Here is a 14,634-nt window from a genome sequence, read left to right on the forward strand (position 1 = left end):
CACATGCTACATATCCAACTCGTAAAAAAAGCGATAAAGGGCGATGAACAAGCCTTTGAGTCGCTGATCCAGCAAGAAAGCGACAAACTCTATCGGACAGCTTTCCTTTATGTCCGAAACAAGGAGGATGCACTCGATCTCCTTCAGGAAACAGTTTGCAAAGCGTACGTTGCAATCGACCAACTCAAGAATCCGGAGTATTTCAGCACCTGGCTCACCAAAATCCTTATGAATACCGCTTACGAATTTTTAAATAAAAAAAAGAGGATCCTTCTGACCGGGGATGCGTTTTTTGAGGCTATAGCCAATCGAAGTACATCCAATGTTGAAGATCATATCGACCTGGTCAAGGCAATTTCAGGACTAAAGGAAGACTATCAATCTGTCATCATCCTATTTTATTATCAGGATCGGTCTATCCAGGATATCGCGAAAATCATGGACCGCCCGGAAGGCACGATCAAAACGTATCTTCATCGCGCAAAATCCGATCTGAATAAGGCTTTGAAAGGAGCTCCCAATTATGAACAAGGATTGGTTTGAAAAAGAGACAAAGAAAATAGATGTACCAAAAAACGAGGTTTATGCTGCAATTTCTAAAGGAATCGGTGATGGGAAAAAGGAAAAACAGCTTCACAAACGTAAAAAATCCATCAAAGCCAGTGCAATTTTATCTAGTACCGCTGCTTCACTTGTACTTGCATCAGGATTTCTTTTTGCACCGGTGACTGAAGTTCTCGCTAAGGTTCCCTTCTTAAGTGCTGTTTATGAACATGCCCCTTCAGTCGGAAATCAATTGTTCACTAGTAATCTCGTCACAGAGCTTAATCAGAAAGCGTCCGATAATGGTGTTGATGTAACCATTACCAGCGCTTACTATGATGGCAACATCATCGGAGTAACGTTCGAGGCGCATGGTGACCAATTGACCACTGTACATATGGACGAAGGAAACCGGCCTGTTGGCGGCCTTGCTTACGAAACATTTGATGGGAAAGATCACAACCAATGGGGATCAGGCAGCTCGGGACTTCAAAAGGAAGGCGATCACTTTGTCGGATCGATTGAGTTCTACAACCCTAATGAACGTATTGCTGATGATTTTACACTTCCGCTAACATTTACCCACTTGGCAGATGTAGATGGCAAATGGAAATTTGACGTTCCGGTAGAGCGTATTCCTAGTGAAGAAATTCAAGTCAATAAAAACACCGCTTCAAAGGATGGGACCTTCCAACTTAAGATTGACTCGATTATAAAAGGTGAAGCCACTACCACGATCGAGTATTCCTATACGGTTCCTGAAAAAGAGGACAACTTGAATGTGACAGTGTTTGATAATAATGAAAAAAGATTAGGTAAGTTCCATGCTGATATACTTCATGTAGAAGAAAAAGACGGGTTCGTCCATAAAACAGTACGTGAGTTATTTCCTAATAAGATAGACGAAAATGCTGATTCTCTGATGGTCTATGCTGAAACTGAACTTTATGACCAGGAGGTCCACCAGACATTAGATACGAATGCGCCGATAAAAATAAAGAGCAATCGATTTGATTATCAAATTACTGTAGAAAATTTCAAACAAGAAAATGGTGAAGTAACAATAGATTTCAAGATCGATAATCTTGAAAAAGACCAGATCCGTAATGATCTCCTATTGAATTTTGCTGAATTTGTTCAACTGATTCCAACAGAACGGGTCCAAAAGAACAAGGACGGTAAACTCGACATCGAAAAAATGTTAAAGTATGAAATTCGTAGCAATAATACCAAAGTCCTTAATAAAGACGATATGCGTTACCAATCATCCTTCAATATTGGTGAGAATACCGATATTCGGGAATACTCACTACTCGTTCCGTTCCCTACTTTGAGTCTGAACGACAAACCAGTAAAGCTGAACCCACTAAAAATAAATCTAAAATAAGGAATAGGCTGAAGCCTTCTTTCATTCTATTGAGTAAAAAAAGGCATACTCAATAGGAGTACACCCGTTCTTCACGTGGGGGTATTCAATTAACCCCTCGTGAAATTACTTCTGCACGATTTGAATAAGGTTGCCACATGTATCGTCAAAGACAGCTATTGTTACTCCGCCCATTACTGTCGGCTCCATAGTAAACTTCACGCCTTTTTCCAATAAACGTTCGTACTCTTTGCGAACATCTGCAACGCCAAACATTGTGGCTGGGATACCATCGGCAACTATCTTCTTTTGATACTCTTTAGCGGCAGGATGGTCATTCGGTTCGAGTAAAAGCTCGGTCCCGTCCTGCTCCTCGGGAGAAACAAGGGTTATCCACCTAAATTCTCCGGCAGGAACGTCCTCCTTTTTTATAAACCCCAACTTTTCCGAATAAAACTCAAGTGCCTTGTCTTGATCTTGTACGAATATACTGGTAACAACGATTTTCATACTGCTTTTTCCTCCCTTGTTAATTGTGACGGATGGTGCTGTGCGAACAATCTGGTGGGCGCAAAATTCCTCATCGTCAGAAAGTCCTGTTCCGGTATTATAAAATTACTCTACCCATCCTTTCAGTAAGTTTTTAAGTGGTTCGTTGTTAAACATTAGTACTCGATATTTCCCCTTTCGTATTGATTTTACGAGCCCTGCATCTTCTAATGTAGAAAGATGTTTAGCGATCGCCTGTCGTGAAATGGTAAGGTCGTGCTTCATAATGAGACGTGCCGTAAGTTCATACAACGTCAGCTCGTTGCGTTCGGATAGTTCATCTAATATAAGCCGCCGAGTCGAGTCGCCAAGTGCTTTGAATATAGTGTCTTTGTCCCAATTCATATATCCAGTATAAGCAACCATTGAGTTACTTGTCAATAAAAGCAATCGTATGGTTGCATGAAAAGGGAACCATATCATGTAATTTTATTTCATAGAAATATAAACTTATATTTATAAGCATCTTGTAGGTTGTTGATAGAAGCGACCACTCTGTTAAGCAATCGGCCCCTATATGGAGTAACTAAAGCTCCTGAAATAAAAAAAATATTCTATAATAATTCTTTCAATCGTCTACACACTTCGTCAACTCCATCAGTTGTTGTGTCAATGATAATATCAGAACTTTTTTCTAATAATGGTAATACGTTTTCGTAACTATCTATTACCTCTGCCCTTTCTTCCGGGCTCTTCCCATAATTATTGGAAGTTCTTTTATCTATTCTATCTAGCATTACGTTTAACTCAGCCTTGAGCAAAACTACATTTTTAAAATGTTTATAAAATTTCCCTTAATTTGAATAACAGCCTGAAATAAATAAATGCGCTTGATTATACTTCTCTAACAATTGCCTTATTTTTTCTTCATCCTAAACCTTTTCTTCAATTTCCCCGTTTTTTATTACTTTTATGTATCCATAATCCGTATCGACTACATTGTATCCTTCCTTTTCTAATTGCTCTAATGCACTAGAAGTACCAACACCTGATAAGCCTGTTACAAATATTATTGCCATACTTAACCGATTCCCCCTATCTTGTTCATCTTCATAAAACGGTCACTACTGCTTCTATCCCTTTTTCCAAATTATTGTCTCCTAGTCTATCACTCTGCCTTATAATCGATTTCGATAAGATCCCAGGCTGTCACGACACCAAGCGGGGTTTCATCCTTTTCACCTTTTTCTGTTATGATCACGGCTTCAAGGTCATCTCCGTTTTGATGGTAGCTTTCATACAAATCTTCTATTTCAAAAATGTTGATTGATTTCCGTGCAAAAGCGACTGGATGATCCTTTTCATATTCAAGGATGTCTTTGATCTGATAGTTTGAGAGATCGACAATGCTGTTTACGACGTGGTCTGCCATCCAGTTTACAAGTGCGCTGGCTGATAAAAGACCGATGCACTCTTTGTTTTGATAGATGGGATATTGAGCGTAGGAGTAGTCACGCATCTGATGGACCAGAAATTCAATGCTGTCTTCATAGTCAAAACAGATGACATTTTTTGTTGCGATTGTAAGTGCATAATTGGGTTTTGAAGAATCTCAGCAATTTTTTCAATTCGTGCGACAACTTCCGGATGCGGTTCAGCAACGTAGAATCCTAGTTTTGTTTTATCGTGTACCAAAGCATTTCGTAACTTGCTATATTGATAGAGTTCTTCATGGAATGTAGAAATCACTTTATGCTTACTTCCGTGTCGTACAAGGGCAGAGAATTTGTCCGTATTGATCTTGATCATTTTCTTCAGAGACTCATGGATTCGATTGAACGCAACCTCAAATCGCTCTGACAATGTATACTCTTTAGCAACTTTCATCATTTCGTTGTCCTTCCTTGATAGGTTGTTATTATGGGTTTAGTCAACAAGATTTCATCCTTGATTGGAATCCCATTGTCAGCAAACAACGGTATTTCTGGTTTGATTTTTCTGCATTCAACAACTGCATTCAGAAAAATGTCTGTGAGCTGGTATCCCCGCTTCTGATAAAATCCTAATGCATGAATGTTATCATTCGTCGTGATGAGTTTGACGCGGTTGCAATCTTTTTCTTTTGCATAGTTCTCCAGCTTATGTAATATCCTACTTCCAATTCCTTGCTTTTCTTTGAGACTATCCAATGATATGATTTCACATTCGTTTTTTTCGATGATATATGTAATTATCCCGTAAGTGCCCCATCATCCTCAATGATCGCAAATCCATCGAGTTGCTCACAATGATAGGTGCCTGTGGAAAGCACCATTTGTGTGCTTCCCCAATGTTCTATGAAAAAGCTGCTTATTTTCTCTTTGTTCAATTCTTTTGTTGAAACGACGTCCATTGTTGATATCCCCTTTATAAACGAAACGATCGGTTGATGAAGAATGCCAATGTTATAAACAGAATGCCCAGGATGACAGGTAAATCCCACCCTGGGAGGTTTTCATGGCTACCTTTTGCAACCTGAACAGTCCGCCATGTAAGGAGAACGAACAAGATCAACAATTCATTTTTGATGACGTTGATCATCATACTGGCATTCTTGTATTGTTTTTCAATATTCTCTTCGGTCAGAGTGATATAGTTATACACATGTGGATATTTCTCTAAAAACGTCAAACCAATCCACATACTGATACCTATAAAAAGCAGGAGCCATATCAGTCCTTTATGCCCCCAATTATCCGGCTCCCCTGCAAAATTAAAATGGACAGGAACCTTATTTGGTATTGAGGACCATTGCATTACAAGATACACAATGACCCACCCACTTTTCTATGTAATCTGATACTTCTCCTTGAATTCTGGGCTCAACTCACTCCAAACGTCGAATTTGTTTCCGTCCAGGTCATAGAAGACGAAGTTGTTCCCGGAGTGGCCTCGGTCTTCGATTTCTCCCACTCTCACATCTTGTTTCAGGAACTCTTGATGAAGCCATTCCAGCGCATGCAGCCCGTTCACTTCAAATGTCAGTGAAAAGCGTTCATCCCCCTCTGCATCTTTAAAATTCGCAGACTGATCTGTGTCTGATTTCACTAAGAAGAAGCTCTGGTTTGCTAGATTCATGATCGCCTTGTTTTGATCCTGATAATTCGTCTCTGCTCCAAGCTTGAGTTCGTACCATTCTGCTGCTCTCGCTACATTACTTACAGGAATATAGGTGGTACCGACGCGTAATAGTTTTTCATTCATTTTTCAAAACTCCTTTCCAGTTGCACTTAGATCTTCAAACAACCCGATCAGATTTCCGTCTGGATCCTCGAATGTCAACCAGGCTGCTGGGACACCTTCCCGGGTATTGACTTCTTCGAGTTCAATACCTAATTCTTCCATGAGTCGTTTTCTTTCTGCTTTTATATCCGTTACACCAATCCGTATTGGTCCATTTCCGATTGCAGGAGTGCCTTCAGCCAATTGAATCCAAGTATCCTGAAGCAACTCCCATTCAGCAAAACCTTCATGTGGAATGAAGTCTGGTTTGCGGTTGAATAATACGCCATACCATTCCATACCTTTTTCAAAATCCTTTACTCTGACTTGAAAGGTTACACCAGTCAAATTCCCCATACGTTAACTCCTTTATCTTTTCATCACTATTTAGTTCAATAATTCCCTTATATTCCCTTCATTTTCACCGAAGAAATATCAGTTTTCATCAACTTTCCAACGTTTTTGCTTTTTTTAGGAACTTTTTAACGACCAGAGAAGTTAAGTATAGCGTTCCTAGAAGGACTGAGCATGTGAAAACCAATTGCGGACCTGTCAGGGGTAGCAACTGTGCTAAATGAACAGAATAAGCTAGGAGTGAGGAAGTGAAGAACTTGGCGATGGAAGCGATGATAAAGAACTTTTTGAAGGTGACCGCTCCGATTCCAGCCCCGACACAGATAATCTCATCAGGCAGGATGGGAATAATGAAAAGGAGGACTAATATTGCAGTTTCATTTTTTCCGACATATTCCCTGTACTTGTCCAGATGTTTTTCTTTTACCAATTTAGAAATAAGCTTTTGTCCTCCATATCGTACGATGTAGAACATCGTGATGAGTCCAATGATCGTACCAAGGAAACCTAGAATTGCAGCTGAAAACGGACCGAAAACAGCACTTCCGGCACCTATGGTAACCGCTTCCGGAATGGGGAGAATGATCGGTTGCACCATGCAGATCAAGAAGAAAATGAGTTTAGCAGACGATTCATTCGCCCTCAACACATTTTCGATTCCATGAGCATCCGTCAACGCTGCAAATTTTGTCAAATAGTAAATAAGCAGTAAAATGAATACAAAAGAACTCAAAGAAATCAAAGCAACCTTTGTAATCTTCAACAACTGCCATCTTTTTAATGAAACAATCAAAGCATCAAACAACACAAGTGCCAGCAATATACTAAAAAGACTCCATTTATATACAGGGAGCATAGTAGGCATGGTGCTGATGAGCAAATACGTGATCAGTACCCCCATTATCAGGTGTAAAAAGATTTCAACGGATAATTTATGTTTTCGTTCGATCAACTGATTTCTCTCCCTCGAAAAGATAAGCTGGAACATCATTGTAAAGGATACAATTGTATTAAATATATTTATACACCCGTATCTTTTTTCCTTCTTGAATCGTTAAAAGTGTAGAGAGGAGCTGAAGGAGTGAGGAAAATGTACGCCAGGCCTGGCATTCATGTACAAAGTGAAGATGTGCAACCAGAAGAGCTACAAGAACTATATTCGAAACTGAACCGCTATTGTCATTTCCTTTCCCAAAACAAGTGGGATGGCGAGGATCTTGCCCAGGAAACGCTGTTCAAAGCACTACACCATTATGGTAAGCGGAAAATTGAACTGAATGCAGCATTATTGAAAAAGATAGCCCACAATTTGTGGATGGACCAACTGCGGAAAAGGAATCGTGAAGTGATTGGTTTCACACCTGAAGACACCGATGAAGAGAACAACAAGGAAGAAACGACAGACCTTATAGAGCATTTGATGTCGAATCTTACATCAAAGCAAGCGGTCATATTTGCTTTAAAAGACGCCTTCCGTTATCAAATCACTGAGATCGCTGAAATATTCGGAATGACGGAAACAGCAGTCAAAGCGGCTTTAAGTCGAGCTAGGAAAAGACTCGCAAAGCTGGTTGCGGAAGAGGACCTGAATACTGTTCAAAAATTTGATATCGATGGTGAGGCAGAAATGTTGAGAACCATACTTACCGAAGCAATTCGGTCTGAGGATCCTACTGTGCTGATCCATATCATACCGGTACTCTTCCCTGCACAGACACAACCGAAGTCGAAGCTTATGAACTTCACCTCTCCTTCAAGCTCCCTCTCGATGGCAGCTTAAGCTGTAGACGAAGGAGGAAAAAAAGAATGACCACCATTCCTTATGTTATTGAACAATCCAACCACGGAGAGCGTTCCTACGATATATACTCACGATTACTAAAAGACAGGATCATCATGGTAAGTGATGAAATCAATGATCATATGGCGAACAGCATCGTCGCGCAATTGTTGTTTCTTGCGGCTGATGATTCGGATAAAGATATTTCGCTTTACATCAACAGTCCCGGCGGCTCCACTTCAGCGGGGTTTGCAATCTTTGATACAATGCAATATATCAAACCCGACATCAGCACGATCTGTACCGGCATGGCAGCTTCATTCGGCGCAATGCTCTTATTAGCAGGGACGAAAGGAAAAAGGTATGCGCTACCAAACAGCGAAATCATGCTTCATCAACCGCTTGGAGGTGCGCGTGGCCAAGCGACCGATATCGAAATTTCCGCTAAAAGGATTTTGAAGTTACGCGAACATATGAATCGCATCATTGCTGAACGTACCGGTCAACCAGTTGAAAAAGTCGCGATCGATACGGACCGAGACTATTTCTTAAGTGCTGAAGAATCGAAGGAGTACGGGATCATTGACGAGATCATTCAGCCGAAAAAGTAATAAAGAAAACTTGGCAAAGCATGAAACGGCAGTCAGCTGGCTGCCGTTTTTCTAATTGTGGGTCATTTCTTTTTTTGAGCTGCTTCAAATGCAAGTCCAAGCGCTATACCGATTCCGATACCAATCGCAATATTATCGAACATTACACCGATTACGACACCTATGACTGTTCCAATCACTATTCCACTGCTGTAATTTGATTTTTTTCTAGACAAAACACACCATCCTTTATGTCATCTGTTCCAGCAATTGTTTTAGTGTCTCAAGATCTTGTTGGACTTGATCGAGATCCTGATTGAATTGCCCCTCCGACATCATTGGTTGCTGGAAGGCGGTGAATATCACTTCACACCCTGTTCCGTTCGGTATGATCCGCATCGGTACATTGATCGATTCGTCTGGGGAGGGCGTAACAAAGTGATCAACGATACCGAATTCATTACGATCGACAAACCTGATATTCATCGGTCCATCACTCGTCTCAGCAATCCACTGGTCATTCACTCTTTTCACAGATTCGAAAAAAGACCACTGCGGCAAATTTTCAGGGTTCGAAATGAAGTCATAAGCTTTATTGACACTGCAATCGATCGATATGGATAACGTTTTGGAATTCATCAAAGTCACTTTGTCACGTCCTTTTATTAAAATATAAGGCCTATAAAACTTTATCTGTTTCTTGCAGACCTGATGCTTTCATGGCTTTTTCAAGGTCATCAAAGCGGGAAATGTATACTACTTTACCATCTTTCACTTTAATGACTGAAGCAACATTCGCCTCACCGGCACTTCGTCCTTCTTGCCCTTTCCATGTCGCAAGTTGTTCATAAACTAAAGAACCTTTTCTTCCATAGATCGATAATGTTTCAAGATTCAGACCTGTTCGCTCCAACCATTCCACCAACAGTACTTTTCCATAACCAGATCCTCTTGGCCCTGATATTTCGATTGTCGGAGAAGTCATTTCCAACAGGGCATCGACATCTTGCTCATTGCATAGATCAATCCATTTATCAGCCACATTGATTTCTTCTTCGATATATTTATCTTCCTCTTCTTCTTTTTCCCTTAAGAAAACGGCCATTTCTTCATCAAATGAGTAGTTGAAGGTGACTGAAAATGCATCCGATTCAGTTGATTCAACATTGATGACACCATCGATCCCTTTAAGGTCGCCAGTTCCTGATTGCGGAATCACTTTCTGGGTAGAAGTCAGGACACCATCTTCAAAGGTACCATCATGTTCTAATACAAAGCTGCCGATCCGATTCCCGATACTTCCTGTGAAACGCTCTAGTCCATAAACTGTGGCGGATGTTTCAGTAAAATAACATTTCAATTCTTCCAAAATACCTTCACCTTGAAGATCGCCTTCATAACTCATCTCAAAATGACCTTTCGTAAGCTTAGGTCCGCCTTTCAAGTCACTGTATGGGATTTCACTTCCCCGCTTTATTTTTATTATCGATGTAGCTTGTCCATCCATAGTCAAAAACCTCCCCTTTGATATTAAAAAAGTTACACGTAATCGACGATTTGAAAAATATGATAAGAGGCAGGATGTAATCTCTGCTTTTTCGTCTCCTTATAGTAATTCGGAGAGAGTGAAAGCATTTCGGCATAACTATGGTAATTTTTTCGAAAAAATCGTCGCCCCTTTGAATTATTCGATTTCTGAAAGGATTTTCCTTTCCTTTTGAAATAAAAAGAACGTCATCTCTTGTCGGATGACGCCCTTTCGTATTAATTGTCCAAATAGGCTTTTTGGAAAAGCTGCAAGTAATTTTCTTTGTTGATTTCCCTTGCATTGCTCGGGGTCGATCCATTGTTGTATGCTGATTCAGCTAAGTAATCGAAATCTTCTTCTTTCACTTCAGATAGTGACATGAAGGGAGGAATGGAAATATCTTCGGCCAGTTTCTTCATTTCCTTCACCAATAGATTTGCCGCTGCTTGATCCGGATCAGAATCTTTTGCAATACCGATTGTTCTTGCAATCGTTGCATGTTTCTCGATTTCCGCCTCTGCATTATATTCAACAATATAAGGGAGGAACATCGAATTCGCGACCCCATGCGGCGTATCGTATAATCCGCCGATTGCTTCAGCCATACAATGGACGGAGGCCACATCCGCATGTGAAAACGCCATGCCTGCAACTGTAGACCCAATCATCATGTTGTACCGTGCTTCTTGGTCCTCCCCATTTTTCACAGCTCGTCGCAAATAAGGATAGATATGCTTCATTGCTTGCAAGGCAAGTCCATCGGCAATCGGATTCGAAAGCTTGCATGTATAGGCCTCAATCGCATGAACGAGAGCATCCATTCCAGTCGAAGCTGTCAAATGTGGCGGGAGCTTATATGTAAGTTCTGGATCGACAATCGCCAGTATTGGTGCGATCTGCACAGCCTTGATGGTGAATTTTATTTTACGATTCGTATCGGTTATGACAGAAGAACGCGTCACTTCTGCTCCTGTTCCAGCAGTAGTTGGGATGACGATAAGCGGAGCTACCCCATCTGGAACGTTATCACGTCCCGCATAATCCTGCGGGCTGCCACCATGGCTACTAATAATCGCAATCGCTTTGGCTGAATCGATGACAGAACCACCGCCTATAGCTAAAATTGCATCAGCACGGAAATCCAGTGCCGCTTTTCCGCCAACGATACAATCCGCATCTTTCGGGTTCGGTTTCACCTGGTTGAAGACCTTGGTTTCAAAACCTTCTATTTTTAAAATTTGTTCCAGCTTCGCTACAAAACCGACTTGTTCGATACCAGGATCGGTAACAATGAAGATCCTTTTTCCTTTCACTGTACCTTGCAGGTATGCCCCTGTTTCAGAAAAGACGCCATTACCAGCCTGGATTTTCGTCGGAAGATTAAAATTGACAGTTTTCATCCAGTATTCCCCCTATCATATTATCCTTTTATGATAATTGAAAATTCAATCAATTAATAATAAAGTGCTTGCTAAAGAAAACGTGGAAAAGGCGATCCTTAGCAAAGGCTGAGCCATGTTTGCACTTATCCTTTTTTTAAATGAAGCTTTATTAAATAATGATGTTGATTTTTGGCTGAGTTTGATTGAAGCGAAATTTGCTTAAATGAAAAAATACCGGCAATCAGAGTGACTGCCGGCGGATTATTTACAACTGCTTTTTACTTTTTCGAATTCTTCTTCAAAATAAAAAGTGCTTGGATGTTCCTCAACAATATAGGAGAATCTCTTCATGTTTTTCACATATTGCCATTTTCTTATGGTCACGGATTCGCCAGTCTTTTGGATTTTGACAACTTCTCCAGTTTTGAACAGGTTGTTTGAATGTTTCAAACGGTCACTCCCCTTCAGTTCCATTATACCATAAAGCATTAAAGTTTTTGAGTGTTCCCTTTTACCTTGTTCGACAAGTTAACAGGAATTTCAACATTTTTTTCTGACCTGCAGTTTTTATCTATGCTATAATGAATTCACCATTTAATTTTTCCTGAACATATCGGGTTGGCACAATTGTGTCAGCCCCTTTTATTTGTGTTTAAGATATATGAATGATCATAACTTTTGAAAAAATAGTGGGTTCAAGCGAAAGTAGCGACACTTCTGGGGGAATTGAGAACCAGACGAACCATGTTTTTAGTTAACGGACATGAGAGCCGTTAATTGTGAACAAAATCAGTGTTTCTAAATTTTAACGGACACCACAGCCGTTATTTAGGAACAAAACAGCTGATTTACCATGATATTTGCGAAATAAGGTCCCTGGTGTCCGTTAGGTTTGTTAAAATCCCATGGTTTTAGTCAAATAAGGTCTCCTGTGTCCGTTAACGGATGGTCCGGATGAAGAGGCTTGCGATTCCTAAGTGAATTCATCCTTAAAAATACAAAAAAACAGACCCTGTTAAGGATCTGTTTTGAGTTCAACTTTTTATTTAGACTTTTTGTACGTTTGAAGCTTGAGGTCCACGTTGGCCTTCTTCAACTTCAAAAGTAACTTCTTGACCTTCGTCTAAAGATTTGAATCCGTCTGCTTGGATAGCTGAAAAGTGAACGAATACGTCGTCTGCACCTTCACGCTCGATGAATCCAAAACCTTTTTCTGCGTTAAACCATTTTACTTTACCATGTTCCATGTTTGTTGCCTCCTAGTGCTCATTGCACAATGTTTTTCATATTCTTGCTCAGAACTAGACGTAAAGTGTTACACTTTTAACTATCCAATGATCGAACAAAAATAACTGTTTTTAATAATAGCAGTTTGTTCATAAATAAGCAAGTCATTTACTAAAGTACTCATGATTTGTAATGTTTGTAACCTTTGTGTTAAGAAACTTCATACTTCATCAATGGAAGCTTCCTGTCCGCAAATACGGTTGAAGGTGTTTCTCCAATTTTGACGGCACCCATTTTTTCGTAGAATCCCATTGCATGAGGATCGCTGTCAATCGTGAAGCTACTGATGTCCAATTCGTTAGCTCGGTGGACGACATGAGACCAAAGCTGCTTCCCATAACCTTCACCTATGAATCCAGGATTAAGATACATGAAATCCAGGGCAGCCTGTCCATTTTTGATGACAAATGCAAAGAATCCCAGGACCTTCCTGTTGTCCTCAAGCACATATACTTCGTTCTTTTCGATATATTTTTCACTTAACGTAAGTGCATCGCGACAGGTTAGAATGAACTCTTCCGAATAGTCCCACTGGGCTTTTGAAAGTAAAGCAAGATCACTTAAAAGCTGAGCTTCTTCAGGCTTTGCCCTTCTAATCGCGGCCATAAGAATGGCTCTCCTTTCATTGTTTTACTAGAGTACTTTCGGGATCGTGTCCGGAATTCCTTTTTATCCTTACGTTTTGGTTAACCCCTGAACTTTGGAGAGGGGATTCCTTTTACATCCTCCAAGGTGACTTTAAATAATCCTCCCGCCATTGGAAAAGCTGAAAGTTGTTCTTCAGTCATTCCCTTCCTGGCTGTCGTGATATAGAGGTCGTTCAAATCTTTTCCACCAAATGCACATGAGGTCACATTGAGTGCAGGAACGGTAACTTCTTGTATCTGCTCACCAGTCATCGGGTTCCATCTCGACACTTTCGCTCCTCCCCAATGCGCTATCCAAAGCATTCCGTCTGCGTCGATCGTCATGCCATCAGGTTTGCCCTGATCATCCGGTACTACAATGATATCCATTGAATTCTTGATATCTCCTGTTTTCAAATCATATTCATAGCGGACGACTTTCTGAGTTGGTGTATCAATGTAGTAAAAGTAGTTATGATCAAATGACCAGATAAGGCCATTTGAATTGGTGACATGGTCGATTTTCTTGTTGACATTCATGTCAGTATCCAAACAATATAGGGCAGCATTCTTGTCCCGGCTTTCATCAATTGTGCCAGCCCAGAACCTGCCCGCGGGATCACATTTTCCATCATTGAAACGGTTAGTCGGAATATCCTCTTCTGGATCTTGAATGAGTCGGGTTTTTTCCGTATCAAGATCGATAAAATGAAATCCGTTATCAAGTGCGGCGGCGAGACCACCATCTTCACGCGGCACCACCGTTCCAGGCATATGATCCAGTTGGATTGTACGGTTGTGATCAGACTCAGGGTCATAAATGAAAATTTGCTTTTCTAAAATATCGACCCAGTATAATACTTGTTTTTCATGGTCCCATGACGGTCCTTCACCCAAGGTTGCCTTTGCATCCAGGATAAGTTCTATATCAGTCATTCGTTCAGCCTCCCTCATTTCGTTGAATCTTGATTGTTGCGTTTATAGGTGTATACCCGTCCTTTTCATCGTTTAACAGGTCACCATTTTGACGGGAAATTTCCGCATAATACACTGTTTGATCCTTCGTGACAATCACGAGTAAATTAATATCGTCTCGATGACTGATATTCCTTGCATTATCAAGGGAAAAGCCCACTTGCTCCTCAATCATGTTGTCAGAACTATACGGATAGAATATGTATGCTTTTTCCCAATTGAAGTCAGTAAATGCTTTTAGGTTGATTTCTGTCGTTGCATCCTCAGCCATTTTAGCTTCAATTGCATCTTCAAGCTCCGTGCTACGTATCATACCTGATGAACTGCAGGCAACAAGGAATAGAATGAGTATACACGAGATCGTTTGTTTAATAATCTTCATCCTCCTCAAGAACAATAAGGCTGACCCGACTGTCTGTGTCCCGCCCTCGTTCCCAACATTTTGAGAGGTAG

22 protein-coding genes and 1 pseudogene are annotated in these 14,634 nt (G+C 40.6%); 4 read left to right on the forward strand and 19 right to left on the reverse strand.

Annotated elements, in window-relative coordinates; genetic code table 11:
- Positions 1-3: 3 nt before the first annotated feature.
- Together ACTWQL_RS14965 and ACTWQL_RS14970 are read left to right on the forward strand one after the other, a co-directional pair.
- Positions 4-543: a sigma-70 family RNA polymerase sigma factor gene (locus ACTWQL_RS14965; protein WP_443143236.1), complete on the forward strand. Its 540-nt coding sequence runs from the start codon at positions 4-6 to the stop codon at positions 541-543.
- Positions 524-1,930, forward strand: a complete 1,407-nt coding sequence (locus tag ACTWQL_RS14970; protein WP_443143237.1) for a DUF4179 domain-containing protein — start codon at positions 524-526, stop codon at positions 1,928-1,930. Before ACTWQL_RS14965 ends, ACTWQL_RS14970 begins: the two co-directional genes overlap by 20 nt.
- A gap of 105 nt (positions 1,931-2,035) precedes the next feature.
- Here ACTWQL_RS14970 and ACTWQL_RS14975 read toward each other — a convergent pair whose 3' ends face one another.
- The 10 genes and pseudogenes from ACTWQL_RS14975 to ACTWQL_RS15020 form a co-directional block, all read right to left on the reverse strand.
- Complete coding sequence (locus tag ACTWQL_RS14975; RefSeq protein WP_443143238.1) at positions 2,036-2,419, reverse strand: VOC family protein; 384 nt, start codon at positions 2,417-2,419, stop codon at positions 2,036-2,038.
- 105 nt (positions 2,420-2,524) lie between these two features.
- The gene (locus ACTWQL_RS14980; RefSeq protein ID WP_443143239.1) at positions 2,525-2,803 is read right to left on the reverse strand and encodes an ArsR/SmtB family transcription factor; all 279 of its coding nucleotides are present in this window, start codon (positions 2,801-2,803) and stop codon (positions 2,525-2,527) included.
- Positions 2,804-3,330: 527 nt separating this feature from the next.
- Positions 3,331-3,477, reverse strand: coding sequence for a hypothetical protein (locus ACTWQL_RS14985; protein ID WP_443143240.1), 147 nt, complete (start codon positions 3,475-3,477; stop codon positions 3,331-3,333).
- Positions 3,478-3,566: 89 nt separating this feature from the next.
- Positions 3,567-3,938, reverse strand: coding sequence for a hypothetical protein (locus tag ACTWQL_RS14990; RefSeq protein WP_443143312.1), 372 nt, complete (start codon positions 3,936-3,938; stop codon positions 3,567-3,569).
- Positions 3,836-4,288: a hypothetical protein gene (locus tag ACTWQL_RS14995; protein ID WP_443143241.1), complete on the reverse strand. Its 453-nt coding sequence runs from the start codon at positions 4,286-4,288 to the stop codon at positions 3,836-3,838. The genes ACTWQL_RS14990 and ACTWQL_RS14995 overlap by 103 nt, the downstream gene beginning before the upstream one ends.
- Positions 4,285-4,790: pseudogene (locus ACTWQL_RS15000) on the reverse strand (GNAT family N-acetyltransferase). Before ACTWQL_RS15000 ends, ACTWQL_RS14995 begins: the two are co-directional and overlap by 4 nt.
- Positions 4,791-4,804: 14 nt before the next feature.
- On the reverse strand, positions 4,805-5,206 hold the full coding sequence (locus tag ACTWQL_RS15005; protein ID WP_443143242.1) for a DUF1648 domain-containing protein: 402 nt from the start codon (positions 5,204-5,206) through the stop codon (positions 4,805-4,807).
- An 18-nt stretch (positions 5,207-5,224) separates the two neighbouring features.
- A complete protein-coding gene (locus ACTWQL_RS15010) occupies positions 5,225-5,641 on the reverse strand; it encodes a VOC family protein (RefSeq protein ID WP_443143243.1) in 417 nt (138 codons plus the stop codon).
- A 3-nt stretch (positions 5,642-5,644) separates the two neighbouring features.
- Positions 5,645-6,016: a VOC family protein gene (locus ACTWQL_RS15015; protein ID WP_443143244.1), complete on the reverse strand. Its 372-nt coding sequence runs from the start codon at positions 6,014-6,016 to the stop codon at positions 5,645-5,647.
- Positions 6,017-6,104: 88 nt separating this feature from the next.
- Positions 6,105-6,965 (reverse strand): TVP38/TMEM64 family protein, encoded by an 861-nt coding sequence (locus ACTWQL_RS15020; protein WP_443143245.1) that lies wholly within the window; start codon positions 6,963-6,965, stop codon positions 6,105-6,107.
- A 138-nt stretch (positions 6,966-7,103) separates the two neighbouring features.
- Here ACTWQL_RS15020 and ACTWQL_RS15025 point away from each other — a divergent pair, with 138 nt between their 5' ends.
- Positions 7,104-7,793, forward strand: coding sequence for a sigma-70 family RNA polymerase sigma factor (locus tag ACTWQL_RS15025; protein ID WP_443143246.1), 690 nt, complete (start codon positions 7,104-7,106; stop codon positions 7,791-7,793).
- Positions 7,794-7,819: 26 nt separating this feature from the next.
- A complete protein-coding gene (gene clpP / locus ACTWQL_RS15030) occupies positions 7,820-8,404 on the forward strand; it encodes an ATP-dependent Clp endopeptidase proteolytic subunit ClpP (protein WP_443143247.1) in 585 nt (194 codons plus the stop codon).
- Between the two features lie 62 nt (positions 8,405-8,466).
- Here the strand turns inward: clpP and ACTWQL_RS15035 are convergent, their stop codons facing one another.
- The 9 genes from ACTWQL_RS15035 to ACTWQL_RS15075 all read right to left on the reverse strand — a co-directional run bounded on the left by ACTWQL_RS15035 (position 8,467) and on the right by ACTWQL_RS15075 (position 14,494).
- A complete protein-coding gene (locus tag ACTWQL_RS15035; protein WP_443143248.1) occupies positions 8,467-8,619 on the reverse strand; it encodes a hypothetical protein in 153 nt (50 codons plus the stop codon).
- Between the two features lie 13 nt (positions 8,620-8,632).
- The gene (locus ACTWQL_RS15040) at positions 8,633-9,031 is read right to left on the reverse strand and encodes a hypothetical protein (protein ID WP_443143249.1); all 399 of its coding nucleotides are present in this window, start codon (positions 9,029-9,031) and stop codon (positions 8,633-8,635) included.
- A gap of 31 nt (positions 9,032-9,062) precedes the next feature.
- A complete protein-coding gene (locus ACTWQL_RS15045) occupies positions 9,063-9,890 on the reverse strand; it encodes a DUF3224 domain-containing protein (RefSeq protein ID WP_443143250.1) in 828 nt (275 codons plus the stop codon).
- A 257-nt stretch (positions 9,891-10,147) separates the two neighbouring features.
- Positions 10,148-11,311, reverse strand: a complete 1,164-nt coding sequence (locus ACTWQL_RS15050; RefSeq protein WP_443143251.1) for an iron-containing alcohol dehydrogenase — start codon at positions 11,309-11,311, stop codon at positions 10,148-10,150.
- Between the two features lie 243 nt (positions 11,312-11,554).
- Entirely contained in the window at positions 11,555-11,767 is a 213-nt protein-coding gene (locus ACTWQL_RS15055) for a hypothetical protein (RefSeq protein ID WP_443143252.1), read from the reverse strand.
- Positions 11,768-12,339: 572 nt separating this feature from the next.
- Complete coding sequence (locus ACTWQL_RS15060; protein WP_261129870.1) at positions 12,340-12,540, reverse strand: cold-shock protein; 201 nt, start codon at positions 12,538-12,540, stop codon at positions 12,340-12,342.
- A 190-nt stretch (positions 12,541-12,730) separates the two neighbouring features.
- On the reverse strand, positions 12,731-13,186 hold the full coding sequence (locus ACTWQL_RS15065) for a GNAT family N-acetyltransferase (protein ID WP_443143253.1): 456 nt from the start codon (positions 13,184-13,186) through the stop codon (positions 12,731-12,733).
- An 80-nt stretch (positions 13,187-13,266) separates the two neighbouring features.
- The gene (locus tag ACTWQL_RS15070) at positions 13,267-14,142 is read right to left on the reverse strand and encodes an SMP-30/gluconolactonase/LRE family protein (protein WP_443143254.1); all 876 of its coding nucleotides are present in this window, start codon (positions 14,140-14,142) and stop codon (positions 13,267-13,269) included.
- Between the two features lie 4 nt (positions 14,143-14,146).
- Entirely contained in the window at positions 14,147-14,494 is a 348-nt protein-coding gene (locus ACTWQL_RS15075; RefSeq protein WP_443143255.1) for a hypothetical protein, read from the reverse strand.
- Positions 14,495-14,634 lie beyond the last annotated feature (140 nt).

Origin of the sequence: Pseudalkalibacillus sp. R45, from assembly GCF_052246725.1 — a bacterium.
Classification (GTDB): domain Bacteria; phylum Bacillota; class Bacilli; order Bacillales; family Fictibacillaceae; genus Pseudalkalibacillus.

Coding starts and splice junctions, on each gene's coding strand:
- ACTWQL_RS14965 (WP_443143236.1), top strand. CDS start 4: ATGCTACATATCCAACTCGTAAAAAAAGCGATAAAGGGCGATGAACAA.
- ACTWQL_RS15045 (WP_443143250.1), bottom strand. CDS start 9,890: ATGGATGGACAAGCTACATCGATAATAAAAATAAAGCGGGGAAGTGAA.
- ACTWQL_RS15050 (WP_443143251.1), bottom strand. CDS start 11,311: ATGAAAACTGTCAATTTTAATCTTCCGACGAAAATCCAGGCTGGTAAT.
- ACTWQL_RS15075 (WP_443143255.1), bottom strand. CDS start 14,494: ATGATACGTAGCACGGAGCTTGAAGATGCAATTGAAGCTAAAATGGCT.
- ACTWQL_RS15060 (WP_261129870.1), bottom strand. CDS start 12,540: ATGGAACATGGTAAAGTAAAATGGTTTAACGCAGAAAAAGGTTTTGGA.
- ACTWQL_RS15055 (WP_443143252.1), bottom strand. CDS start 11,767: ATGGAACTGAAGGGGAGTGACCGTTTGAAACATTCAAACAACCTGTTC.
- ACTWQL_RS15010 (WP_443143243.1), bottom strand. CDS start 5,641: ATGAATGAAAAACTATTACGCGTCGGTACCACCTATATTCCTGTAAGT.
- ACTWQL_RS14985 (WP_443143240.1), bottom strand. CDS start 3,477: ATGGCAATAATATTTGTAACAGGCTTATCAGGTGTTGGTACTTCTAGT.
- ACTWQL_RS14970 (WP_443143237.1), top strand. CDS start 524: ATGAACAAGGATTGGTTTGAAAAAGAGACAAAGAAAATAGATGTACCA.
- ACTWQL_RS15015 (WP_443143244.1), bottom strand. CDS start 6,016: ATGGGGAATTTGACTGGTGTAACCTTTCAAGTCAGAGTAAAGGATTTT.
- clpP (WP_443143247.1), top strand. CDS start 7,820: ATGACCACCATTCCTTATGTTATTGAACAATCCAACCACGGAGAGCGT.
- ACTWQL_RS15065 (WP_443143253.1), bottom strand. CDS start 13,186: ATGGCCGCGATTAGAAGGGCAAAGCCTGAAGAAGCTCAGCTTTTAAGT.
- ACTWQL_RS14975 (WP_443143238.1), bottom strand. CDS start 2,419: ATGAAAATCGTTGTTACCAGTATATTCGTACAAGATCAAGACAAGGCA.
- ACTWQL_RS15025 (WP_443143246.1), top strand. CDS start 7,104: ATGTACGCCAGGCCTGGCATTCATGTACAAAGTGAAGATGTGCAACCA.
- ACTWQL_RS14995 (WP_443143241.1), bottom strand. CDS start 4,288: ATGATGAAAGTTGCTAAAGAGTATACATTGTCAGAGCGATTTGAGGTT.
- ACTWQL_RS14980 (WP_443143239.1), bottom strand. CDS start 2,803: ATGAATTGGGACAAAGACACTATATTCAAAGCACTTGGCGACTCGACT.
- ACTWQL_RS15070 (WP_443143254.1), bottom strand. CDS start 14,142: ATGACTGATATAGAACTTATCCTGGATGCAAAGGCAACCTTGGGTGAA.